Source organism: Flavobacterium terrisoli, assembly GCF_030167905.1.
In the GTDB taxonomy this organism is placed as follows: Bacteria; Bacteroidota; Bacteroidia; order Flavobacteriales; family Flavobacteriaceae; genus Flavobacterium; species Flavobacterium terrisoli.
Map to the genome: position 1 here is coordinate 287257 of NZ_JARGNA010000001.1, position 22919 is coordinate 310175.

23 protein-coding genes are annotated in these 22919 nt (G+C 38.0%); 9 read left to right on the forward strand and 14 right to left on the reverse strand.

Annotated features, from left to right (window positions below; translation table 11 throughout):
- The first annotated feature begins 1 nt into the window (after nt 1).
- Nucleotides 2-448, forward strand: coding sequence for a GNAT family N-acetyltransferase (locus P1K33_RS01295; protein ID WP_284651037.1), 447 nt, complete (start codon nt 2-4; stop codon nt 446-448).
- Here the strand turns inward: P1K33_RS01295 and P1K33_RS01300 are convergent, their stop codons facing one another.
- Genes P1K33_RS01300 through P1K33_RS01320 form a run of 5 tightly spaced genes read right to left on the reverse strand, consistent with a single transcriptional unit; the run spans nt 449 to nt 4652 of the window.
- Nucleotides 449-1261, reverse strand: coding sequence for an OmpA family protein (locus P1K33_RS01300; RefSeq protein WP_284651038.1), 813 nt, complete (start codon nt 1259-1261; stop codon nt 449-451).
- Nucleotide 1262: 1 nt separating this feature from the next.
- Entirely contained in the window at nt 1263-2900 is a 1638-nt protein-coding gene (locus tag P1K33_RS01305) for a S41 family peptidase (RefSeq protein ID WP_284651039.1), read from the reverse strand.
- A gap of 2 nt (nt 2901-2902) precedes the next feature.
- On the reverse strand, nt 2903-3772 hold the full coding sequence (locus P1K33_RS01310) for a DUF4349 domain-containing protein (protein ID WP_284651040.1): 870 nt from the start codon (nt 3770-3772) through the stop codon (nt 2903-2905).
- Nucleotides 3773-3832: 60 nt separating this feature from the next.
- Complete coding sequence (gene rnpA / locus P1K33_RS01315) at nt 3833-4222, reverse strand: ribonuclease P protein component (protein ID WP_284651041.1); 390 nt, start codon at nt 4220-4222, stop codon at nt 3833-3835.
- A gap of 16 nt (nt 4223-4238) precedes the next feature.
- The gene (locus P1K33_RS01320; protein ID WP_284651042.1) at nt 4239-4652 is read right to left on the reverse strand and encodes a hypothetical protein; all 414 of its coding nucleotides are present in this window, start codon (nt 4650-4652) and stop codon (nt 4239-4241) included.
- A gap of 158 nt (nt 4653-4810) precedes the next feature.
- Here P1K33_RS01320 and P1K33_RS01325 point away from each other — a divergent pair, with 158 nt between their 5' ends.
- Nucleotides 4811-5404 carry a hypothetical protein gene (locus tag P1K33_RS01325; protein WP_284651043.1) on the forward strand — a complete coding sequence of 198 codons (594 nt, stop codon included), beginning with the start codon at nt 4811-4813 and terminating at the stop codon, nt 5402-5404.
- 32 nt (nt 5405-5436) lie between these two features.
- Here the strand turns inward: P1K33_RS01325 and P1K33_RS01330 are convergent, their stop codons facing one another.
- From P1K33_RS01330 to P1K33_RS01350, 5 genes are all read right to left on the reverse strand, one after another.
- Nucleotides 5437-7326, reverse strand: a complete 1890-nt coding sequence (locus P1K33_RS01330; protein ID WP_284651196.1) for a M1 family metallopeptidase — start codon at nt 7324-7326, stop codon at nt 5437-5439.
- Between the two features lie 43 nt (nt 7327-7369).
- Nucleotides 7370-8950: a S8 family peptidase gene (locus P1K33_RS01335; protein ID WP_284651044.1), complete on the reverse strand. Its 1581-nt coding sequence runs from the start codon at nt 8948-8950 to the stop codon at nt 7370-7372.
- A 338-nt stretch (nt 8951-9288) separates the two neighbouring features.
- On the reverse strand, nt 9289-11736 hold the full coding sequence (locus tag P1K33_RS01340; RefSeq protein WP_284651045.1) for an outer membrane beta-barrel family protein: 2448 nt from the start codon (nt 11734-11736) through the stop codon (nt 9289-9291).
- Between the two features lie 89 nt (nt 11737-11825).
- Nucleotides 11826-12257: a MarR family winged helix-turn-helix transcriptional regulator gene (locus P1K33_RS01345; protein ID WP_284651046.1), complete on the reverse strand. Its 432-nt coding sequence runs from the start codon at nt 12255-12257 to the stop codon at nt 11826-11828.
- Between the two features lie 14 nt (nt 12258-12271).
- Nucleotides 12272-13129 carry an MBL fold metallo-hydrolase gene (locus P1K33_RS01350; RefSeq protein ID WP_284651047.1) on the reverse strand — a complete coding sequence of 286 codons (858 nt, stop codon included), beginning with the start codon at nt 13127-13129 and terminating at the stop codon, nt 12272-12274.
- Between the two features lie 181 nt (nt 13130-13310).
- Between P1K33_RS01350 and P1K33_RS01355 the strand changes: the two genes are divergently transcribed.
- The 4 genes from P1K33_RS01355 to sufD all read left to right on the forward strand — a co-directional run bounded on the left by P1K33_RS01355 (nt 13311) and on the right by sufD (nt 17349).
- On the forward strand, nt 13311-13640 hold the full coding sequence (locus P1K33_RS01355) for a HesB/IscA family protein (RefSeq protein ID WP_264519987.1): 330 nt from the start codon (nt 13311-13313) through the stop codon (nt 13638-13640).
- Nucleotides 13641-13655: 15 nt separating this feature from the next.
- Nucleotides 13656-15104, forward strand: a complete 1449-nt coding sequence (gene sufB, locus P1K33_RS01360) for a Fe-S cluster assembly protein SufB (protein ID WP_284651048.1) — start codon at nt 13656-13658, stop codon at nt 15102-15104.
- A gap of 176 nt (nt 15105-15280) precedes the next feature.
- Complete coding sequence (gene sufC, locus P1K33_RS01365) at nt 15281-16033, forward strand: Fe-S cluster assembly ATPase SufC (protein ID WP_284651049.1); 753 nt, start codon at nt 15281-15283, stop codon at nt 16031-16033.
- The gene (gene sufD / locus P1K33_RS01370) at nt 16033-17349 is read left to right on the forward strand and encodes a Fe-S cluster assembly protein SufD (RefSeq protein ID WP_284651050.1); all 1317 of its coding nucleotides are present in this window, start codon (nt 16033-16035) and stop codon (nt 17347-17349) included. The genes sufC and sufD overlap by 1 nt, the downstream gene beginning before the upstream one ends.
- 118 nt (nt 17350-17467) lie before the next feature.
- On the opposite strand, the gene P1K33_RS01375 is transcribed toward sufD, so the two are convergent.
- From P1K33_RS01375 to P1K33_RS01390, 4 genes are all read right to left on the reverse strand, one after another.
- Nucleotides 17468-18340: a reverse transcriptase family protein gene (locus tag P1K33_RS01375; RefSeq protein WP_284651051.1), complete on the reverse strand. Its 873-nt coding sequence runs from the start codon at nt 18338-18340 to the stop codon at nt 17468-17470.
- Nucleotides 18321-18611 carry a helix-turn-helix domain-containing protein gene (locus P1K33_RS01380; protein WP_284651052.1) on the reverse strand — a complete coding sequence of 97 codons (291 nt, stop codon included), beginning with the start codon at nt 18609-18611 and terminating at the stop codon, nt 18321-18323. The genes P1K33_RS01375 and P1K33_RS01380 overlap by 20 nt, the downstream gene beginning before the upstream one ends.
- Before the next feature lie 77 nt (nt 18612-18688).
- Nucleotides 18689-18907 carry a hypothetical protein gene (locus P1K33_RS01385; protein WP_284651053.1) on the reverse strand — a complete coding sequence of 73 codons (219 nt, stop codon included), beginning with the start codon at nt 18905-18907 and terminating at the stop codon, nt 18689-18691.
- Nucleotides 18908-19300: 393 nt separating this feature from the next.
- A complete protein-coding gene (locus tag P1K33_RS01390; RefSeq protein WP_284651054.1) occupies nt 19301-20641 on the reverse strand; it encodes a serine hydrolase domain-containing protein in 1341 nt (446 codons plus the stop codon).
- Between the two features lie 124 nt (nt 20642-20765).
- Between P1K33_RS01390 and P1K33_RS01395 the strand changes: the two genes are divergently transcribed.
- From P1K33_RS01395 to P1K33_RS01405, 3 genes are all read left to right on the forward strand, one after another.
- On the forward strand, nt 20766-21980 hold the full coding sequence (locus tag P1K33_RS01395; RefSeq protein ID WP_284651055.1) for an aminotransferase class V-fold PLP-dependent enzyme: 1215 nt from the start codon (nt 20766-20768) through the stop codon (nt 21978-21980).
- A gap of 79 nt (nt 21981-22059) precedes the next feature.
- Nucleotides 22060-22497, forward strand: a complete 438-nt coding sequence (locus P1K33_RS01400; protein ID WP_284651056.1) for a hypothetical protein — start codon at nt 22060-22062, stop codon at nt 22495-22497.
- Nucleotides 22497-22916 (forward strand): SufE family protein, encoded by a 420-nt coding sequence (locus tag P1K33_RS01405; RefSeq protein ID WP_284651057.1) that lies wholly within the window; start codon nt 22497-22499, stop codon nt 22914-22916. The genes P1K33_RS01400 and P1K33_RS01405 overlap by 1 nt, the downstream gene beginning before the upstream one ends.
- Nucleotides 22917-22919: the final 3 nt, after the last annotated feature.

Consider the following 22919-nt stretch of genomic DNA (forward strand, 5'->3'; position numbering starts at 1 on the left):
AATGAAATTAGAATGGAAAATAAAGCGATTTGAGGCACTTTCTGTAAAGGAGTTCTATAATTTACTACAATTGCGCGCAGAAGTCTTTATAGTGGAGCAAAATTGCGTTTATCAGGATATTGATGGTAAAGACGAGAAAGCATTACATCTAATTGGCGAAGATAATGGTGAAGTCGTGGCTTATGCGCGGCTTTTCAAACCACATGATTATTTTGAACAGGCATCCATCGGACGGGTTGTGGTAAAAGAAACCTATCGCGATAAAAAAATCGGACATATCCTGATGCAGGAAGCAATTCAGGGATTGAAATCGCATTTCGACCAAAGTAAAATTACGATTTCGGCCCAATTATACCTGAAGAAATTCTACGAAAGCCATGGCTTTATCCAAACCAGCGAAATGTATCTCGAAGACGATATTCCGCACATTGAAATGAAAAAAGAGTAATTACACTTTTGAAATAACCAATTCTACTCTTCGGTCATATTCTGTCCCCTTTCCAAGCGGAACGGTATTTCCATAACCTTTGAAAGACATTCTTTCCTTCGGAATTTTTTTCCAAAGCAGGTATTTATAAACCGTTTGTGCGCGGTTGGTAGACAATTGACGCTTTTTGGTGTCTCTATCAATGGCTTCCTTTTGGTATGGCGGGGTGCAACAAACATGGCCCTGAATCTCAAATTGCAGCGTCTTGTATTTCATTAAGACCTTGGCAATTTTATCCAGTTCTGTTTTTGATTTAAAGGTCAGTTTACTGCTGCCTCTTTCGAATAAAACATTATCAAGATAAACGTGATCGCCAACAATGTGTTTCTTTTGGATGGAATTGTAATAACCGGGAATTTCGATTTTCGGTAAAGGTTTTAAATTCAAAACTACATCTACACGACGGTTTTTAGAACGCTTCTCAGGGAGATTTTCAATGATATCATCATCTATCAAAATCCTTCCTTTTCCTTCGATGGTTACAATGACTTTACTTTTGATACCGCTTTCGATAAATTTAGTCTGGATCTCGTTGGCTCGTTTTGTCGAAAGTTTGAAATTATAGGCTTCTTTTCCGACATCATCGGTATAGCCAAAAATCTGAATCGATTCTATACGGGTAGAATCTGTCTTTTTGATAAAATCAACAACATCTTTGGCTTGGATTTCATTCAGTGTAAACTTGTCAAAATCAAAATAAACTGAATGAACGACTTCTTCCTGTGCGTGTAAAAATCCGAAAAATAAGAAAGGCAAATATTTTAGCAGCTTCATATTAAATTTTTAAAATCTTATTGTATTCAGCCGTGTTGTTCAGGACACCAATGGCTTTTTTAATCTCTAAATTGCTTTTAACATAATACTGATACAAACCTTCTTTGTACTGGTATCTTTTGATGATTTCGTCCAAAATCAAATTTTTGATTTCCTTTTGATTTTTGTCAATTAAGGTTTCTTCGCTTTTTTGTAAAGCAGTCAATAATTGTTGGTATTCAGTGGAGATGGCCGCATCGACTTTTTCTTTTTTGGCTTTTTCCAAAGTGTTTTTAAGCGCCACTTCGGTTTCGGTATTGAACTCTACTTTTTCGCGTTTTAAAAAAGCTTTAAAATCAGCAAAATCAGTATCAGTTATTGTTGGGATTTTGTCACCCAAGTTTGGATTTTTATAATAGTAGTAAGTTACATAATTGAAAATCCCGTCATTTTTTTGCAATGCATCAGCGATTGTACTGGTTTTGGTTTCTTCAATTTCCACGTCCGGTAAAACGCCACCGCCATCAAAAACAGGTCTGCCTTTTTTGGTTCTGAATGCATTATAGTTTTTCTCTTCGGTTCGGGTCGCTTTTCCGCTTTTGTCTTTTTTGTTGTAATTCAACGCCTGAATACACCTTCCGGATGGTGTATAATATCTCGAAATGGTTACTTTAACCTGGGTGCCATAAGTCATGTCAATCGGACGTTGTACCAATCCTTTTCCGAAACTTCTGCTGCCTACAATCACCGCGCGGTCTAAATCCTGCAATGCGCCGGCCACAATTTCGGACGCTGAAGCACTTTTTCCGTCCACAATGACTACCAAAGGAATTTCAGTATCAATCGGTTCGCGGGTAGTTTTATAAGTGTTGTTGTATTTCTCGTTTTTTGATTTGGTAGTCACAATGATTTCGCCTTTTGGCACAAAAAGATTGCAAATATTCACCGCTTCATTTAACAATCCGCCCGGATTGCCACGCAGGTCCAAAACGATTTGGGTTGCACCTTCACCTTTTAGTTTTTCGAGCGCTTCCCTTGTTTCTGCAGCCGCTTTTTTGTTGAATTGTGTCAAGACAATATAACCGGTTTTATCATCGATTTTGCCATAAAAAGGAACGGCTTTTACTTCAACTTCATCCAAAATCAATTGCGTGGTCAACGTTTTCCCCTGACGCAGGTATTTGATATCCACTTTGGTGTTTTTAGTACCTTTCAACAATTGTGACGCGTCGTCCTTGAAATCGGCCAGCAAAACATCGCCAATTTGGATAATCTCATCACCGGCTTTTAATCCGGCTTTGTCGGCCGGAAAACCTTTGTAAGGTTCTTTGATGATCAGTTTGTCCTCTTTTCGGGTAATCATCGCACCAATTCCGGTGTATTCTCCCGTATTGTTGATTTTGAACTTGATGACATCCGCTTCGTTGAAATAATTGGTATACGGATCCAAATCGGCCAACATGCTTTTGATGGCTTTGTCCATCAATTCAGCAGGATTGGTTTCGTCCACATAGTTTTGATTGATGGTCTTAAAAAGCGTCGTAAAGATTTCAATCTGCTTCGAAATTTCGAAGAAATCATCTTTAAAACTTACCCCAATAAATAGGAATCCGCTCAATACCAGCGGGATAATATATCGTTTTTTGAATTTTGAAAACATGTTTATTTATTTTTTCTTTTAAATCGTTTTCTGATGAAGAAAATCAAGACAACTAAAGTAACAATTATGGGCCAATTTTCTATTAAACCTACAAAGAAATTTGAAATCCCATTAAAGCCGGCAGTGATGGCATTCCAGATTCTTCCGCCATAGGAAACCGTAGCTTTGCTTCCGGCGGCAACCGGTTTGTAAAACTCGATATCCAAAGTGCTCATCGCTACCTTATTCTGAAGATAACGCAATCGGCCTTCTTTAGCCTCAATTTCTTCCCTGATTTCGGAAAGCTGGCCTTCAATTTCGAGCATTTCCGAAACCTTGTTTGCTTTTTTCAACAGCTCCAAATACCGTGCCTCTAAGATTTTTTTGGTCTTAATTCTGGAAGCGACATCAATATACTCTTCTGTTACATCCTGAGAAGAAATTTCCTTCTGGTCAAAATACTTTATGCCTTTGGAAATATCGTTTATAAAAGCATCAAAATGCTCATTCGGAATCCGGATATTGATGTTTCTCGAAAGCGCATAATCATTGTTGGTTTGCGAATCATTTTTAATCAGCGCCTTGTATTTTTTAACAGCGGCCAGAATCTGACGGTAAGTCACTTCCAAATCATCCGATTGAAATTTTAAATTCCCCGTTTTGATGATTTTGGTTTCAATTTGATCAACTCTTGGCGGCAGCGGTGCTGACATTACCACATCAGCTTTGCGGTCATAAGATTTACTTTCATATTCTTCAGCGGCAACAGCTGTAGTATCCGCGGCCGCGGCATAAACCATCATATCTGCCGAGGCTGCATCAGCAGATTCGGCCTGTCTGCAGGAAGCAAACAACAAAATAAATACAGAATAAATTAGAGAGAGAGTTTTCATAATAAAGAGAGTTATACTACTAAAACGCAAATAGCGGCTAATTTATTGTGTCTGTGGAAACTATAATGACTTTTTCTCTTCCTGTATGGTTTTTCCAAACTTTTCAAAAAGTTGTTTGGTTTTCTCTTCTATTTCTGGATAGGGTAATTTTTCACTGGTTTGATAGAAGAACATAAAACAGTATTTTTTGTCCAAAGCGCCTATCAACTGCGCTTTGTTCAATCGGTAACATTCGCGCAACACCCGTTTGAAATAATTGCGGTCAACAGCTTTTTTAAAATACTTTTTGGATACCGAAACGCCCATTTTCAAAGGCACATCATCTTCAAAATCGCAGGCCACATAAACCAATCGCAAAGGATATTTGCCCACCGATTTGCCTTCGGCGAACAACAAATCTATGATGCTTTTGCTTTTGAGTTTTTCAGCCTTCGAATAGGAGAAATCCATTTTGTTTGAGGGTAAATTATTTGTCGTTGTAGACGTTGTAAACGAATTTTACTTCATTGTAATTGATGTAAATCTGCATTCGGTTGTTTTCCTTTTTCTTGGTAATGATGAATATATTACAATTGGAATACCGATTGTCCACGCATTCAAAAGGAACAATATTTACTTCTTCATTGTCTTCAATTTCTCCGTAAGCCCTGATTTTAAAAGATTGAACTTCAGCAGAATTGATGACAATCAAATCTTTTTTGGCGTCAAGCGTGATTAAAACATTGGCTTCAACAAAATCAGACCATTCATTCCAGCTTCCGTCATTGTTTTTATCCGTAAAACTAACGCTGCTGGTTTTGAACCGAATGGGTTGGGCTACACTTTCTTGAAAACCAAAGCCAAACGCTATCAAAAGAATTAGAAATTTTAAGTTCTTCATAGTGAAAAATATTTGCGGTAAATCTACAAATTCTATTCCACAAAAATAAAATTCTGAAAATTGAGACCACTTTTTTGCCTGATGACAAATAATTTCGAAATGTTTTTTTTATAAAAAGGTTTCTGTTACTTTCGTGTTCTATAGAAAAACCGCTAGCTATGAAATTATCCTTACTCTTGTTACTCTTGCCGTTGACACTGATGGCACAAAAAAAGGAAGTTGTTTATAAAAAATTGGCCACTTCAACCTGTGATTGTATCGGCACAAAAGAAGTCACGGATGTTAATTTGGGGATTTGCATTTTTGCCGCGATGAACAAATTGACCGAGAAAGAGCAAAAGATAATCAATGTGGATGTTGACAATAAAGTCGCTTCTATTGAAAAAATTGCGGAGAGTGTTGGACTGGAAATGGCATCGATTTGTCCTGAAGTTTTTACCAAAATGGCCAATCAGGAGAATGCCGGCGAAAACATCGTTGCTGAAGATGACACCGAATTGGATTTGTTTTACACCGGTACATTAGAAAGCATTAACACCGCAGAATTCAACACCATTATCCTGATGGATGATAAAAATGAAAGGCAGGAGTTCGTTTGGCTGTTTCCTTTTGATGGCGACAATTTGTTTGTGAAAGGCAAAATCGTAAAAGGAGACAAACTCGAAATCCATTACCGCCAACAGGAATTCTTTGACCCAAAGCAAAATAAATACCGCATCTATAACGAGATAACCAGTATTAAATTATTATAAAAAAAGGCAACCGTTGAGGTTGCCTTTTTTGTCTATTTTGCCAAAAAAACATTATTGCTTTTTTTCACGTCGGCCATCAAACCGCTTGGATCCAGTGTGATTTTTTTGATGGCAGCTTTTGACTTTGGAATTTCAAAAAAATAATTCGGTTGCGCCCAGGCCCAATCGTTTAGGATAGTTCTTTTGATTTCCGGCGTAGGGTTTTCTTTTTCAAAACTCATCATGCGCAACGGAATATAGAAGCTTTCTTTTGTTCCATCGGTATATTCAACCAAAACATCTATCGGCATTGGCATCCTGCCTATTCTTTCCAAAGAAACTCCGGTTCTTTGTACGCCATCGGTTGCGCTTTCTACAGTTTTAATTCCGTAATCAATCGTATGGGTGGTTTGCGTCCATTCATTCAGATACCAGTCTAAATTGGCTCCGGAAACGCGCTCAGCAGTGCGTTTAAGGTCATTAGGCGTTGGGTGTTTGAATTTGAAATCGGCATAATAGCGTTTCATGGTCTTCATCAGGTTTTCTTTTCCAATCAGGTAAATCATTTGAGCGATGAAAATTTCGCCTTTGCTATACGAACAAGTGCTGTAGATTTTGTTGTAACTAAAATGGTCGCCATGAGTCGAAAGCGGTTCTTCCAAACCGGAATTTGCCAAATCCACATAACTCTTGTACGCACCGGAAAATGGATTTTCAGATTTTTTTTCAGCGATTTCGTTTACGCCTAAATCCTCAAGGAATGAGGCACCACCTTCATCCATCCACGGATGTTTGCTTTCGTTGGAGGCCAATACATGTTGGAACCAGGAATGCGCCATTTCATGTGAAATGACACTGTTCACCAATCCGTCAAGTGTGCCTTCGCCTAAAACCAATGTAGACATGGCATATTCCATTCCGCCATCACCGCCTTGAATTACCGTGTATTGTTCATAAGGATATTTGCCGATGGTTTTGTTGTAAAAACCCATCAACTGAACTGTTTTTGGCTGTGCCTTTTTCCAGGTTTCAATGATTTTAGGATTGTTTTTGTATATGAAATGAAGCGTTGTCCCAAAGTCGGTTTTCACCACATCATGAAGATAATTTTTATCTGCTGCCCAGGCAAAGTCGTGCACATTTGGCGCTAAAAAATGCCAGGTTAGCGTTTTTTGTTTCTTCGGAACAGTAACCACAACACCATTATCCTGATAACCGTAACCAATCTCGTTTTTGTTTTGCAAATAACCCGAACCGCCTATGAGGTAATCTTTGGCGAGGGTGATTTTGACATCAAAATTTCCCCAAACACCGTGAAATTCGCGGGCGATATAAGGGTCGGCATGCCAACCTTCAAAATCAAATTCGGCCATTTTCGGATACCATTGTGTCATGGATAATTCAACACCTTCTTTGTTGTTTCTGCCAGAACGGCGAATTTGCACCGGAACTTGTCCGTCGAAATCCAAAGTCAGTAAAGTTGATTTTCCGGGTAAAATTGGCTGAACCAAATCGACTTCAAGAATGGTGCTTACTTCTTTGGCTTTGGCCGAAACTCCGTCCTGCTTCACATTTGAAACTCTTAAAAAACCAATTTCGTTTGGCTTTAAAGTTTTGAGTCGGCTTTCAGTGATTTCTTTTCCTTCCGCGTTTTTGACTTTGTTGGTCATTCGTTTGTCGGGATCGGGAATCGATTGAATGCGGGCATCCATTTCACTTCCCGGCTGGAAAGCATTATTGTATAAATGATAATAAACGCGTCTTAAAGTATCGGAGGAATTATTGGTGTAAATTAATTCTTGTTTCCCTTTGTACTGATAGTTTTTGACATCCATCGTAACTTCCATTTTATAGTCAACTTTTTGTTGCCAATAACCATTGGATTGGGCAGAGACAGTAACAACGCTAACGAAAGCAAAACAGAATAAAAATAGGTTCTTCATCATTTATAAATAAAAAAGGGAAGGATTTTTCCTTCCCGAGAGATTATAATTTTGGTTCTTTTGGAATTGTTTTTGATAGTTCCTCGGCCATTTTTAAAGCATTATAAGCGTTTACCATTTTACCGGAAACACTTGCTTTCGAGAAAGGCCTTTTCTCTTCTTTTTCACCAACTACAACATCAAAATCAATCGACGTTCCCGATTGCATGAGAATTTGCTTTACCTGTGTGGCTTTTAAATTTGGATAATACGAACGAATCAACGCAGCTACTCCGGCTACATTAGGCGAAGCCATTGAGGTTCCTTGTTGGTATTTGTAATTGTTATTGTCAACTGTGGCATAAATTTTTACGCCAGGTGCAAAAACATCCACATTATCGGTACCAAAGTTTGAAAAATCGGCAATTACCTTTTCGCCATAATTGTAATTGATGGCTCCCACTTTAATCACATTGTTGACCAACTCGGTTTTTTTGTCGGCTGTATCTTCAGGATAGTTGGGTTCAACATCTACATCTTTTCCATCATTTCCGGCTGCAAGAACAATTAAAACGTCTTTGCTTTCGGCATATTTCATCGCATCCCAAACCCATTCTTTGTGTGGTGAATAATCCTTACCAAAACTGCCATTGATGACTTTGGCACCATTATCAACAGCATATCGGATGGCTAAAGCAACGTCTTTGTCATACTCGTCACCATTCGGCACCGCACGAACCGGTAATATTTCTACATTATTGGCCACACCGTCGCCGCCTATTCCGTTGCCTCTGACTTGGGCAATGATTCCGGCCACATGTGTTCCGTGTGGAGAATCTTTGCGCTCTTTGGAATAAACCACATTGTTGCCATATTTTTTAGTATTCATGTCATCCGGATTGTCGCCAAGCGGTTTTCTGCCATCAAACTCTTTGTTCAGATTGTAGTTCAATTGGTCGTAAACATAATCTTTGTATTCTTCCAATTCATTATGGAATTTTTCACCCGCATAATCGGCATAAGACAACATTATTCTTTTGCTTTTATAAAGATCATATTTAACCGAAGACAGGTTTTTCAGGTCTTCAATCGTGTAATCATCTTTTTTCAAATACTCGCGAACTGTTTTGTCTGCATTGACTAACAAATCGATAGTTTCTTTTTGTGGAAAAACCTCTTGGTACTTGGTATCATATTCTTTTTGTGCGTTCTTGTACTTTTCTGAACCGTCATCTCCATTTCTCAGATAACGAACCAATTCCAAAGTTTCATTATTGGATTCACCTAAGAAATTCCAGCCGTGAACATCGTCAACAAAACCATTTTTGTCATCGTCTTTGCGGTTGTTTGGAATTTCTTTTTTATTGGTCCAAATTACCGGTTTCAAATCCGGATGATTGATATCAACACCGGAATCGATAACGCCAACGATGATTTTGTTGCCTTTTTTATTTTTCAAAAGTTCCGAATATGCTTTGTCAACGCTCATTCCGGGAATAGAATCTTTCTCTAAATCAAGATGACTCCAGCGTTGTTGCTGTTCCTCGGTTAATGGTGTTTTTTTATAAGATTTTGGTTGCTCTGCCTGTTGGGCATGCATTGATAAAGTTGTCAATGACAAAAGCAAAAAGGATAAAGTTCTCATCTTGAATGATTTGATTTTATAATGGTAGTAAAAATAAATTCTTTTACGACAACAAATAAAAGCATTAACAATAATTTAGTAACGGTTTAATAGATTATTGTTACTCAAAAATATAAAAAGTACTCACTTTTAATAATTTAAGGCTTTCAATTTTAGTGAATTTCTCAACTGCAATTCACATGATTTTCCCTTTTGCGGGCTTGCGTTGAGAGTGTTAAAAATCTCAGTTTTATTTGTTGCTTTTTTAAGTCGTCTGATTTGCTGTTTTATCAGAATATGCCTTAGGAAACATTGTCATTTTTGTCAAAAGCAAAGGCCTTTCTCTGACGATAAATACATTATCCGTTTCCTGAACCGGCTCTTTGTTTGATATCTTCAGCACCGCCAACTCTTCGACGCTGTGGACCGCCGTTTTTTCCAAAGTTATAGGTATAAGAAATCGTCGCCACTCGGGTATCACGAGCGACTTTGAAGCTTTCCTTATAATCGGTAAAAGCCGTACTTGCTGTGGTTTTATTGGTGTAAAAAACATCATTAAAAGCAAATCTCAAAACGCTGCTGTTTTTGAATTTCTTTTGGCAGCCGACATTCATATACCAAATCGGGTCAACATCCATAAACGCATACACTTCTCTGGCGCGGTAATTTCCGGTCCATTCAGCAGTAAAGCCATTGCCTAATTTGAAACTGTGGGTTGAATTGAAATTGCAGGTAAAATTGCCTTCGTTTTTGATGGTCGTGTTGGCGACAGTTCCCGAATAATATCCATAATAAAAATTCAGGCTGTTGTTCATGTTCCACCATTTGTTGACTTCCACCGGAACAATCGCAAACAACCCAACGATATCAACGGTGTTGAGGTTTTTATTGGTTTGAACCGTCAGCTGTTGGTCTTCTTCAGATGGCGCAATGACTTCGGTGATATTGTCTGTGGTTCTGGAGAAACTCAGCGTGGTAAATACTTTTTGTATGAAAACATGCGTCAGCTCAATCGAATGCGTTGATTGTGGCAACAAATATGGATTTCCTTCTTTGTAAGTGGTTGGATCCAAAAAGAATTTAAACGGGTTCAATTGGTCATAACTCGGTCTCGAAATTTTTCGGCTGTAGTTAAGTTCTAAGCTGTTTTTTTCATTCAGCGTATAACTAAAAACGGCATTCGGGAATAATTGGGTATAGCTGTTTTTAAACGAAGTATTGTCGACCAGTTGTTTTCCGGTGATGTTGGTGTTTTCCACTCTCAAACCGATATTATAGCTCCATTTCTTGAATTCTTTGGAAGCAATGACATAGGCCGCATTGATGTTTTCCTCATAAATAAAATGATTGCTTTTGGTTGGGTCAAAAACCGGAACGCCAGAACTTTTGTCATAAAAAGCCAAATTGTTATCGGCTTTTACATGACTCGATTTTACACCGGTTTCCAATTTTACTTTGTTCTTTAAAGTCGTCACATAATCTGATTTCAGGGCATAAATTTTCAAATCGCCTTTGATGTCACCATAGAGCAAATACGGATTTTGAAACTCATTATCATTCAAATCAAAATAACGCGTGGTAAAGTTTTGCTGGGTTTTATTGCCATAATTGGCATAGTCAAAATCGGTCGTCAATTCGGTGCCCAAAGTGTCAATGGCAAATTTGTGGTTCAGGTTTACCGAATGATTGTGCCAATTGTCTCTCGAGCGGTTTTTGGTTTCAAATCGCGAAGCCAGGTTATCGGTTTCATCAAAAACATCCGAGTGATTGCTGCCAGTTGGGTTGAATTTATTGCTAACTCTGTTGACTATGATGCCGAAAGTGTGTCTTTTATTGGCAAAAAAATCAGCGCCGATTCGGGCAATGTGGTTTCTGAAATTCATCCTCAAAAAGTTGTCCTGTTCATAAGCTCCGATAAAAGTTCCGTTGTCATAAAACCTTCGGTTAAGCTGTAAATCGTTAAAACCTTCACGATAGACAAAGCTGTAATTTCCAAAAAGATTGACCTTTTTATCGCGGTAATTCAGACTCAAATTGTTGTTGTTCTTGACATATTTCCCTTGTCCGTAAGAAGAAGAAACACTGCCATTGGCACCCACTTTTTTGTCTTTTTTCATTTTGATGTTGATGATTGAAGCTCCGGCGGCGTCATATTTGGCTGATGGATTGGTGATGAATTCAATCTTATCTATGTTTCCCGAAGGAATGCCGCGCAAGTAATTGGCCAGATTCGAGCCGCTCATAGGTGTTGGTTTCCCATCGATTTGAACCAAAATCCCACTTTTACCTCGCAAACTAATGTTATCATTATTATCAACGTTAACACCGGGCGCTTTTTCCAAAACCTCAAACGCGCTCGAACCTGTTGAACCAATATTACTTTCTACATTTAAAATCATTTTTCCCTGTTGCCTTTCGATATAAGGCTTCGCCTTGACCACAACTACTTCGTCAAGCAAGTTGGCGTCAGCATTGATGGAAATTACTCCGAGATTTACATTCTCTTTTGCTTCGAAAGCATTACCCAAATATTTTGTTATGCCTTTTTCAACGACTTTGAGGAAATAGTTTCCTTTGGAAACATTTTCAAATTTGAAATCGCTGTCGCTTGTTGGTGTTTCGGTTTTGATCAGTTTTTTGCTTTCACCGTCAAAAAGATAAATAAAGGCATCATTGGGCGAAATTGTTTTTTCAAATTTCAAACTTCCCGAGATGGAAATCTTGTCTTCGTTTGCAGTTTGAGCACGCGCGGCAAAGCCAAGTAATGAGCTGGCTATGGCATAGAATAATAAAGTTTTGCGAGACATATTTTTAAATAATTTAACTTGTCAATCATTGATATGTCAAATATGTATTTAAAATTATTCTTTTGTTACACAACTTTATGTTAAAGGATTTATTTTTTACAGTTGGTGCTGATTTTTTTTAAAACCACATTAACGGTTTCAATCTCTTCGGCAGTGATGTTTTCTAGGGCTTTTGCCCTGTTTCTAAGGACAATTTCATAAACATCATCAAGGATTTTCTCTCCCGAAGCTGTAATTTTTAGGTCAAATTTTCTTCGGTCGGTTTGGTTGACTTGTCTTTGCAAAAAGTTGGCTCGAACCAATAGTTCTATGATTCGGGTGATGGAAGCATTGTCTTTAAAGACTTTTTCGGCCAATTCAATTTGGGTGGCTTTCGGATTTTCCTTCAGGCATTTTAAAACCAACCACTGATCAATCGTTATTTTCAAATGATTGATTTTTAATTGTTTTTGAGCGTACATCCTATAGGTTTTGATGGCTTCCTCAATACTGTAAAATATGACTGAATTTAAATTTTCCATACCGATTTCTTAAATTATAGTATCTCTTCCACTTTGAAAACATCCTTTAGGCGAATGCCTTTTTCAGTATTTTCAACCGTGATGATTTGGTTATGGGCATCATGCTCAAGCCAAAGATAGTAGTTGTTTTCCACTGCCGCATGAAGAAATTTTGATTTTTCAGGCATGGTTAACAATGGTCGTGTGTCATAACCCATGACATAAGGCAAAGGCAAATGTCCTGCAGTCGGAATCAAATCCGCACAAAAAACAATGGTTTTGTTTTGATACTGAATATGTGGTATCATCATTTTTTCGGTGTGACCGTCAACATAAAAAATCCCGAATCCCAATTCATCCGAAAACCCAAAATCACCATCCGGTCTTTTGATAAAGTTCAATTGTCCACTTTCCTGCATTGGCAAAATATTTTCCGAAAGAAAAGAAGCTTTTTCTCTTTGATTAGGTTTGGTTGCCCATTCCCAATGGTTGTCATTGGTCCAGAATTTCGCATTTTTAAAAGCGACTTCATAACCGGTTTTAGCGGCGTTCCAATTTACACTTCCGCCACAATGGTCAAAGTGTAAATGGGTCATAAAAACATCGGTAATGTCATCACGATGAAAACCATATTTAGCCAAAGAACCATCTAAAGAATGGCTTCCCCAAAGCGAATAATAACTAAAAAACTTTTCCGATTGTTTGTTCCCCATTCCGGTATCAATCAGGATTAAACGGTTGCCGTTTTCAATGAGCATACAGCGTGCCGCAATGTCAATTAGATTATTATCATCCGCCGGATTTGTCTTACTCCAAATGGTTTTTGGAACGACACCAAACATGGCACCACCATCGAGCTTAAAATTTCCGGCTTCTATAGGATATACTTTCATTTGTTGAATATTCTTCGGTTAATATTGGAAATGGTTTGCAAATTACTAAAAATAAGCTGCTTTTAAATCCCCAAAATCATTTTTTTCTATTCTTAAATTAGTTATAAAAATGCTTAGTAATGCCGAAAAAAAAGATATTTGTCTTAACTTTGCCCTTTATTTAGACAAAATCAAAATAGCTATGATCAAAGTTTCAGATACAGCAAGCAAAAAAATCATCGATATGATGAAAGATGACGGTTTCGATGCTGCCAAAGATTACGTGCGAGTAGGCGTAAAAAGTGGCGGTTGCTCTGGTTTGTCCTATGAATTAAAATTCGACAAAGAACTGGGCGAAAACGACAAAGTCTTTGAAGACAACCATGTGAAAATTGCCGTTGAAAAAAAATCATTTTTATACTTAGCCGGAACCATTTTGGAATTTTCAGGCGGACTAAACGGAAAAGGATTTGTATTTAACAATCCGAACGCTTCCAGAACCTGTGGTTGCGGAGAGTCGTTTTCACTATAATTTTAAACAAGCAAAATGTCAAAATACACCGAAGACGATTTAAAAATTGAACTCGAAAACAAGGAGTACGAGTATGGATTTTATACCAATATAGAATCTGATACGTTTCCTATTGGCTTAAACGAAGACATTGTGCGTGCGATTTCCATGAAAAAGGAAGAACCGCAATGGATGACCGATTGGCGTATCGAAGCTTTTCGTGCCTGGAAGGAAATGATTGAGCCGGAATGGGCGAATGTGCATTATCAAAAACCCGATTTTCAGGCGATTTCCTATTATTCAGCGCCAAAACAGGTAGATCCGAATAAAACCTTAGACGATGTTGATCCTGAACTTTTGGCGATGTACAAAAAGTTGGGGATTTCTATCGACGAACAAAAAATGATGAACAATGTCGCGATGGATATTGTAGTCGATTCGGTTTCGGTAGCCACAACATTCAAAAAAACATTAGCAGAAAAAGGCATTATTTTTTGCCCGATTTCTGAAGCGATAAAAGAACATCCTGAATTGGTTCAAAAATATTTAGGAACGGTTGTGCCACAAAGAGACAACTTCTATGCGGCGTTGAACTCGGCTGTTTTCTCAGACGGTTCGTTCTGTTATATTCCAAAAGGCGTTAAATGTCCGATGGAATTATCAACCTATTTCCGTATCAACCAAGCCGGAACAGGTCAGTTTGAAAGAACCTTGGTGATTGCCGATGAAGGCAGTTATGTTTCGTATCTCGAAGGTTGTACTGCGCCAAGCCGTGATGAAAATCAATTGCACGCAGCCGTGGTAGAACTTATCGCTTTAGACGATGCCGAAATCAAATATTCTACCGTTCAAAACTGGTATCCCGGAAATAAAGAAGGAAAAGGTGGAGTTTTCAACTTCGTAACCAAAAGAGGTTTGTGTGAGAAAAACGCAAAAATTTCGTGGACACAAGTAGAAACCGGTTCGGCAGTGACCTGGAAATATCCGTCATGTGTGCTGAAAGGAGATAACTCCATCGGGGAATTTTATTCGATTGCGGTGACCAATAATTTCCAACAAGCCGATACCGGAACCAAAATGGTGCATTTGGGTAAAAACACCAGATCGACTATCATTTCCAAAGGTATTTCTGCCGGAAAATCAAACAACAGTTACAGAGGTTTGGTACAAATAGGCGCCAGAGCTGAAAACGCTCGTAACTTCTCGCAATGTGACTCATTGTTGATGGGAAATAATTGTGGCGCGCATACCTTTCCATACATCGAAAGCAAAAATTCTACCGCCAAAATAGAGCACGAAGCGACGACTTCAAAAATCGGGGAAGACCAGGTTTTCTATTGCAACCAACGCGGAATCCCAACTGAAAAAGCCATTGCGTTAATCGTAAACGGTTTCAGTAAAGACGTTTTGAACAAACTGCCGATGGAGTTTGCCGTGGAAGCTCAAAAATTACTGGAGATTTCGCTTGAAGGTTCAGTAGGTTAATTTGACTCGAGCTTGAAAAGCGAACAGGCGAAGCAAAATGTGTCAATTTGGAGATTTGAAAATGATTTCAAGTTGACTTAAGAGTAATAATTTAAAAACAACAATATAGAAAATTAGAATTGAGAAAATGAGTAAGTAACATCATCAAATTTTCAAATTTTCAAATCATCAAATTTATGTTATCAATTAAAAATTTACACGCTTCAGTTGAAGACAAAGAAATATTAAAAGGCATCAACCTTGAAATAAAAGCCGGAGAAGTGCACGCGATTATGGGACCAAACGGTGCCGGGAAAAGTACACTTTCTTCCATCATAGCCGGAAACGAAAATTACGAAGTAACCGAAGGTGAAATCTTGTTGGAAAACGAAGATATTTCAGAATTGGCGCCCGAAGAAAGAGCGCACAAAGGGGTTTTCCTTTCGTTCCAGTATCCGGTGGAAATTCCGGGTGTTTCGGTGACCAACTTTATGAAAACCGCCATCAACGAAAGCCGAAAAGCCAATGGAAAAGAGGAAATGCCGGCAAATGAAATGTTGAAATTGATTCGTGAAAAATCTGAATTATTGGAAATCGACCGCAAGTTTTTATCGCGTTCGTTAAACGAAGGTTTTTCGGGTGGTGAAAAGAAACGTAACGAAATCTTCCAAATGGCCATGCTGGAGCCAAAATTGGCGATTCTGGACGAAACCGATTCAGGTTTGGATATCGACGCGCTTCGTATAGTGGCCAACGGTGTAAATAAGCTTAAAAACGAAAACAACGCGGTGTTGGTGATTACACACTACCAACGTTTGTTAGATTATATCATTCCCGATTTTGTCCACGTTTTAATGGACGGAAAAATTGTAAAATCGGGTGATGCTTCATTGGCACTTGAGCTCGAAGAAAAAGGATACGACTGGATTAAACAAGAACAGGAAGCATAATGGAATTGAAAGAAAAATTGATCTCGTCTTTTATGGCTTTCGAAGAGCATATTGATGTTCACTGCGAACTTCATGATGTTCGTACATCGGCTATAAAAAACTTTGAAAATAAAGGTTTTCCAACCAAAAAAGAGGAAGCCTGGAAATACACTTCGCTGAATGCCATCCTGAAAAATGACTATTCGGTATTCCCAAAACACGAAAATGCCATCGAATTTGCGGATGTAAAAAAATACTTCATGCACGAAATCGATACGCACAAAGTGATTTTTGTGGATGGAAAATTCTCTTCCTTTTTATCGGCTACGACGCATGACGGATTGGATGTTTGTTTGATGTCATCGGCTTTGAACAAACCCAAATACAAAATGGTGATCGATGAGTATTTCAACAAAATCGCCAGCAAAGAAGAAAGCTTGACGACATTGAACACCGCTTTCGCCAGCGAAGGTGCGTATATCAATATTCCAAAAAGCAAAGTTGTTGAAAAGCCAATAGAAATCATTTATTTTTCGACCGGACAGGAAGATGCGTTGATGGTGCAACCGAGAAACCTGATCATCGTGGGTGAAAATGCACACGTTCAAATCATCGAAAGACACCAATCGCTGAACGAAAATCCGGTATTGACCAATTCGGTGACCGAGATTTTTGCCCAAAAGCGTGCGATTGCGGATTACTATAAAATTCAAAACGACCTGCAGTCAGCCAACCTGATTGACAATACTTATATTTCCCAAAAACAGGAAAGCCGCGTTTCGGTGCATACGTTTTCATTTGGTGGCAACATCACGAGAAACAACCTGAATTTTTACCATTTTGGTGAAAGAATCGATTCGACCTTAAAAGGCATAACCATCATTGGCGACAAGCAACACGTAGATCACTATACTTTGGTAAACCATGCGACGCCCAACTGTGAAAGCCACCAGAACTATAAAACCATTTTGGCCGACAGTTCAACCGGCGTTTTCAACGGTAAGATTTATGTAGAAAGAGAAGCGCAGAAAACCGATGCTTTCCAGCAAAACAACAACATTTTGTTGAGCGAAAAAGCGACGATTAATGCCAAGCCACAATTGGAAATTTTTGCCGATGACGTAAAATGTTCACACGGTTGCACGATTGGACAATTGGACGAAACGGCCATGTTTTACATGCAATCCCGAGGAATTCCGAAGAAAGAAGCGAAAGCATTATTGATGTATGCCTTCTCCAACGAAGTGATTGAAAGCATCAAAATCCCGGAATTGAAAAAGCGCATTACCAAAATCATCGCGATGAAATTGGGCGTGAATTTAGGGTTTAATTTATAAAATTAGGAGCGAATGGTTTGGGCATTTTTGGTGTCCATTTTCCCGCTTTTCACTACAATAAAAAATGCTTCCCAATCAGGAAGCATTTTTTATTTTCATTACAATCGGGGCTAACAACCTAGCCATTTTCTTTTTTCTTTTTAATGTTTGTTTTCTCTATTTGGTCAATATAATTTTGAACTGGATTAAAAGCCATATTTTTATACTTTTCGCCTTTTGCTTTTTCTTTCAACTTTTTTGGAGCACTAATTTTGTTGTTTAAAACATCAATCCCTGTTATATTTTGTTTTCCGTTATAAAGAGTTTTTCGGTAACTAAAATTGAAACCAGTTTTTTTGATTATTATTAATAATTCCGGCAATTTATCTCTGAAATCTACTGGAGAAGAAAATGTTAAATCATCTATATACCTAGTATAAGTCAAATGGTTTTTATTGCAATATTCAATTAATTCTATGTCGGTTTTGAGAAATACTAAATTTGATATCGCAGTACTTGTTGGAGCGCCCTGAGGAACTTCGCCTTTCCAAGTTATAAGTTTAGTTAATGTCGAAGCAAAATGATTGCTAAAACCAAGTTTAAGGCAACAATCGTATACCATTTTGCTTTTTATTGATGGATAGAAATTTTGTAAATCGGTTGTAAACTGGAATTTCTTTCCCTGATGAGGTTTAGCATTTGTTATATTGCTTCTTCTTCTAACTCCGCCATGAACATTATCAGGTAGTAATATTTCGTCTAAAATCCTGCTCTTGATTTGTTTTTGAATAACTTTAAGTTTTCCTTTAGATGGTCTTATAATTCTAACTTTTAAAGTTCCATCCTTATATTTCTTATATCCACCATTAATCTTGTCTTCCTTATATTCAGGAGGTTTTTCATAAAAATAGTTGTCAACATTGTTTAATATATTTTCAACTGTTTTTGTGTCAAAGCCAATCTTAGAACAAAAGAATTTTAATTGAGACTTTTTAAACTGCAAAGAATTCACTTACCAAAGATTTTACGGATGGATTAATAATCTCAAAAGCCTTTCTTTTGTTTGGATCAATGTCTGCTTCGTCTAAAGAAAGGAAAAATAAAATTGGCAAGGGAATGTCTAAATTTAGACTAATATCCTTTAAAGTCGAAAGATTAGGTTCTTTCAAATTACTTTCAATTTGAGAAAGATATGTTTGAGTTATACCACAGTTTGTAGCAAACTCAGATTGAGTTTGCCCTTTTTGTTTGCGGATATTTTTAATAACTGTACCTAAATTCATAAATGATAATTTTGGAATAATTTAAGGAGTGTCGGAGTTTTTTACTAAAAAAATTTACTGTTTTCATAATTTCTGTTTTAGATGAAAAATTTATTAATCAATTCAATTATTTCAACAACTTGTTGTTGAAGATGCTTGTCTGTTAACCCTTTTTTCTTTTTCAGAAATTGAAGTTTAGAAATTGCTTCATTTAAGACATTTAAGTCTTCTGCCGATAGAGAACACTGGCTCTTTTTGATGGTTTCAATACTTGTGATTAAACCATCGATGTTTTGATTACGTTTTTTTCTACTCATGGTATAAAAATTTAGAATTGGACTTCGTTGTCCTGCTTCCTAACGCTAAAGCCAAATACTAAACACGTAAACAATGTTCTCTCTTACACTCGCTTAAAATCCCCTGCTTCAAAAAATGAAAACAGATTATAACAACTTTAATTATCTTATTCGAGTTGGCGATAATGACTTTCATCATAACGTTCAACCGCGTCAGAGTCTTATTGCTGCTGTTAACATACCCGTAAAAGGGTTGCCAAAAGGCTATTAAGTGAACTCTATTTAGTATTGTGCTATCAAAACACTTTCAAAGAACTTACACTGCAAATATATAACAATATTCCTGATAGTTAATAAAAAAAGCAAAAATATTTTAAATTATTTTTCAAAACATTGATAATCAAATATTTACATTTATTTCTTCAAACTCTTGACGATATCTCTCAAAAACCCATTACAATCAAATTCCTCACTCAATCCGGTGCGTACAATCACCAAATCCTGTGACGGAATGATAAACACCATTTGTCCTTGGTAACCGCTGCAGTGGTACAAATCTCTTGGCACATCTGGATATTTGCCTCCGGCGTTTAACCAAAAATGAGCACCGTATTGTCCGTTGGAACCGTTCGTTGGCGTGGCGACATATTTGGCCCAACTAGGATCAAAAATTTGTTCGCCATTCCAATTGCCTTTTCGCAAATAAAGCAAACCAAATTTTGCCCAATCACGCGTTGTGGCCCAGCCATAGGACGAACCCACAAAATTGCCTGCCATATCAGTTTCTACCAAAGCCGATTCCATCCCGATTTTATCCAACAAACTGCTGTACCAAAAATCCAAATATTCCTGATGCGTTTTGAATTGCTTACGCAAAATTCCGGACAGTAAATTGGTCGTTCCCGAGGAGTAATTCCAACTATTATTGGGTTTGCCTACTAATGGCTTGTCGATTTGTGGTTTGGCCATGTCTACCGCGATAAAAAGCATTTTGGTCACATCGGAAATTTTGCCATAATCTTCTTCCCATTCCAACCCGGAATTCATGTGCAATAAATCGTTGATTGTGATATCTCTTCGTGCATCACTAACCCATTCCTTAATCGGCGCACGACTCATAATATTGATTTTACCCTGTTTCTGTAATATTCCAAAGTAAGTTGCCGTCAAACTTTTGGTCATCGACCAACCCAGAATTTTGGAATTCGCCGTAAAACCGGGAGCATATTTTTCGGCAATCAAATGGTCTTTGTAGAGTACAACAACAGAACGTGTCCGTTTATCTTTCTGGCCTTCTTTGTCAAAAGCACTTTCCACGGCATGGTTTAGTTTGCTGTAATCAATATTGTCAAAAACAGTATCTTTTGGATTGTTATTGCCATAAGGATAAGGCAGATTGTTCTTTACAAAAGTTCGTTTCGGAACATCATAAGGTTTGGTTTCATCAAAATCATCATCGATTAAGGTCGCCCCCAAACCTTCACGGTAAATGGCTTTGCGCTCTTTTAGCCCGTAAACTTTTGAAGTGGCAAACTTCCCGGCAGCGTTAATTTCATTGGTCGCCCAATCGACTTTATCGATATCATTGTCGCCTTTTTGAATGGTTTCCAAACTTCTGCCGTCAATAAAATGCCCGGAAGCTACACTTTTGGCCGAAAATCCCGAAATCAAATCGAGTTGCGGATAGATTTCAATGCGCAGATAAACCAGGACAATCAGCAATAAAACAGCAAAGACTTTGAGGAATTTTTTCATATCGGTTAAGGAAAGATAGTACTTTAGTAAAAGTAAAAAAATAAAGCAATTATTAACTCGTGTTTGGCAAATTAACAGTTCCAATTTTATTACTTTTGTATTTAGAATTTTTCTAAATAATACAATGTTAGACATCCAAAAAATCAGAGCTGATTTTCCGATACTTTCACAAAAAGTCAATGGCAAACCGCTCGTCTATTTTGATAACGGCGCAACATCGCAAAAACCACAAGTGGTCATTGATGCGATATCCAAATATTACCAGGAAATCAATGCCAATATTCACCGCGGCGTGCATACTTTAAGCCAATTGGCAACCGATGCCTATGAAGTTTCCCGTGGTAAAATACAAGCTCATATCAACGCTAAACACGTACACGAAGTAATATTCACTTCGGGAACGACACACAGCATTAACGCGATTGCCAATGGTTTTGCCTCGTTTTTAAAACCCGGCGATGAGGTTTTGGTTTCCGCATTGGAACACCACAGCAATATTGTGCCCTGGCAAATGCTTTGTGAGAAAACCGGAGCGACGCTAAAAGTCATTCCGATGAATGAAAATGGCGAATTGATTATGGCGGAATACGACAAATTATTGTCGGCTAAAACCAAAATCGTAACGGTAAATCATATTTCCAATGCTTTGGGAACAATCAACCCAATCAAATATATGATTGACAAAGCGCACGAAGTTGGCGCTGCAATCCTAATCGATGGCGCGCAGGCCACGCCACATATCAAACCCGATGTTCAGGATTTGGATTGTGATTTCTATGTGTTTTCGGGACATAAAATTTGTGGGCCAACCGGAATCGGAATCCTTTATGGGAAAGAAGATTGGCTGCGCAAATTGCCACCCTATCAAGGCGGCGGCGAAATGATTGCGACCGTGACTTTTGAAAAAACGACTTACGCCGATTTGCCACATAAATTCGAAGCGGGAACACCCAACATTGCCGATGGAATCGTCCTGGGAACCGCAATTGATTATCTGAATGAAGTTGGTTTTGACAATATCGCACAATACGAGCATGAATTACTTGAATATGCGACCGGGAAATTACTCGAAATCGAAGGATTGAAGATTTACGGTACCGCAAAAGAAAAAACTTCCGTAATTTCGTTTAACATCAACGGCATTCACCCGTATGACATTGGCACAATTATCGATAAGTTAGGTATAGCGGTGCGCACCGGACATCATTGCGCCCAGCCGATTATGGATCATTTCAATATTCCGGGAACGATAAGAGCGAGTTTTGCTTTTTACAATACCAAAGAAGAAATTGACGCCATGGTCGAAGCGGTCAAAAAGGCCCAAATGATGTTGAGTTAAATTAGAAGCTATTTCCGGCTTTCGCCTTTAGTCCCGATATCGGGAGCTATCGGCTCTATCCGGGCTAAAAAAAAGAAATATGAAAACAATATCCATGATTTTTCTAACACTTTTCCTGGCGAAGAGTTGTTCAAATGAAGCACAAAACGAAATCACCAATACGACAATTCAGTATACGGCCAACACCCGTGGGTTTTACCAAAAGATTGTCATCATCAATAAAAAAGCAACGATTTCAAGAGACCGCGATGAAAGAGCTTTGCCGGTTGAAGTTGCCATTTCTGATGCCGACTGGAAGGAATTGGTAACGGCGTTCTCTAAAATCAATTTGGAACAACTACCCAAATTAAAAGATCCGACACAACAACGTTTTTATGATGGCGCAGCGATTGCGAACCTGAAAATACGTTATCAGGATAACAATTATGAAACCACTGATTTTGACCACGGTCATCCACCAAAGGAAATTGAAAAATTAGTTAATAAGATTGTGGCTTTGGCCAAAGAAAAAGAATAATGACGATAAAAGAAATACAAAACGAAATCGTTGACGAGTTCTCAATGTTTGACGACTGGATGCAACGCTACGAATACATCATTGACCTTGGAAAAGGATTGCCGCTAATCGAAGAACAATACAAAACCGAGGACAATATTATCAAAGGTTGCCAATCCAAAGTTTGGGTGCATGCCGAGCAGCAAGATGGCAAGATTGTCTTCACTGCCGATAGCGATGCCATTCTGACCAAAGGAATCATTGCGATTTTAATCCGCGCTTTTTCCAATCAGACACCGTCAGCGATTTTGGAAGCTGACACCGATTTTATTGACGAAATCGGATTAAAGGAACATTTGTCGCCAACACGCGCTAACGGATTGGTTTCGATGATCAAAAAACTTAAAATGTATGCTTTGGCATTTAATGCTAAAAATTAAATA

What these genes read in the sequence shown, in the direction of transcription:
- P1K33_RS01295 (WP_284651037.1), top strand. Translation starts at nt 2, where the DNA reads ATGAAATTAGAATGGAAAATAAAGCGATTTGAGGCACTTTCTGTAAAG.
- P1K33_RS01300 (WP_284651038.1), bottom strand. Translation starts at nt 1,261, where the DNA reads ATGAAGCTGCTAAAATATTTGCCTTTCTTATTTTTCGGATTTTTACAC.
- P1K33_RS01305 (WP_284651039.1), bottom strand. Translation starts at nt 2,900, where the DNA reads ATGTTTTCAAAATTCAAAAAACGATATATTATCCCGCTGGTATTGAGC.
- P1K33_RS01310 (WP_284651040.1), bottom strand. Translation starts at nt 3,772, where the DNA reads ATGAAAACTCTCTCTCTAATTTATTCTGTATTTATTTTGTTGTTTGCT.
- rnpA (WP_284651041.1), bottom strand. Translation starts at nt 4,222, where the DNA reads ATGGATTTCTCCTATTCGAAGGCTGAAAAACTCAAAAGCAAAAGCATC.
- P1K33_RS01320 (WP_284651042.1), bottom strand. Translation starts at nt 4,652, where the DNA reads ATGAAGAACTTAAAATTTCTAATTCTTTTGATAGCGTTTGGCTTTGGT.
- P1K33_RS01325 (WP_284651043.1), top strand. Translation starts at nt 4,811, where the DNA reads ATGAAATTATCCTTACTCTTGTTACTCTTGCCGTTGACACTGATGGCA.
- P1K33_RS01330 (WP_284651196.1), bottom strand. Translation starts at nt 7,326, where the DNA reads ATGAAGAACCTATTTTTATTCTGTTTTGCTTTCGTTAGCGTTGTTACT.
- P1K33_RS01335 (WP_284651044.1), bottom strand. Translation starts at nt 8,950, where the DNA reads ATGAGAACTTTATCCTTTTTGCTTTTGTCATTGACAACTTTATCAATG.
- P1K33_RS01340 (WP_284651045.1), bottom strand. Translation starts at nt 11,736, where the DNA reads ATGTCTCGCAAAACTTTATTATTCTATGCCATAGCCAGCTCATTACTT.
- P1K33_RS01345 (WP_284651046.1), bottom strand. Translation starts at nt 12,257, where the DNA reads ATGGAAAATTTAAATTCAGTCATATTTTACAGTATTGAGGAAGCCATC.
- P1K33_RS01350 (WP_284651047.1), bottom strand. Translation starts at nt 13,129, where the DNA reads ATGAAAGTATATCCTATAGAAGCCGGAAATTTTAAGCTCGATGGTGGT.
- P1K33_RS01355 (WP_264519987.1), top strand. Translation starts at nt 13,311, where the DNA reads ATGATCAAAGTTTCAGATACAGCAAGCAAAAAAATCATCGATATGATG.
- sufB (WP_284651048.1), top strand. Translation starts at nt 13,656, where the DNA reads ATGTCAAAATACACCGAAGACGATTTAAAAATTGAACTCGAAAACAAG.
- sufC (WP_284651049.1), top strand. Translation starts at nt 15,281, where the DNA reads ATGTTATCAATTAAAAATTTACACGCTTCAGTTGAAGACAAAGAAATA.
- sufD (WP_284651050.1), top strand. Translation starts at nt 16,033, where the DNA reads ATGGAATTGAAAGAAAAATTGATCTCGTCTTTTATGGCTTTCGAAGAG.
- P1K33_RS01380 (WP_284651052.1), bottom strand. Translation starts at nt 18,611, where the DNA reads ATGAATTTAGGTACAGTTATTAAAAATATCCGCAAACAAAAAGGGCAA.
- P1K33_RS01385 (WP_284651053.1), bottom strand. Translation starts at nt 18,907, where the DNA reads ATGAGTAGAAAAAAACGTAATCAAAACATCGATGGTTTAATCACAAGT.
- P1K33_RS01390 (WP_284651054.1), bottom strand. Translation starts at nt 20,641, where the DNA reads ATGAAAAAATTCCTCAAAGTCTTTGCTGTTTTATTGCTGATTGTCCTG.
- P1K33_RS01395 (WP_284651055.1), top strand. Translation starts at nt 20,766, where the DNA reads ATGTTAGACATCCAAAAAATCAGAGCTGATTTTCCGATACTTTCACAA.
- P1K33_RS01400 (WP_284651056.1), top strand. Translation starts at nt 22,060, where the DNA reads ATGAAAACAATATCCATGATTTTTCTAACACTTTTCCTGGCGAAGAGT.
- P1K33_RS01405 (WP_284651057.1), top strand. Translation starts at nt 22,497, where the DNA reads ATGACGATAAAAGAAATACAAAACGAAATCGTTGACGAGTTCTCAATG.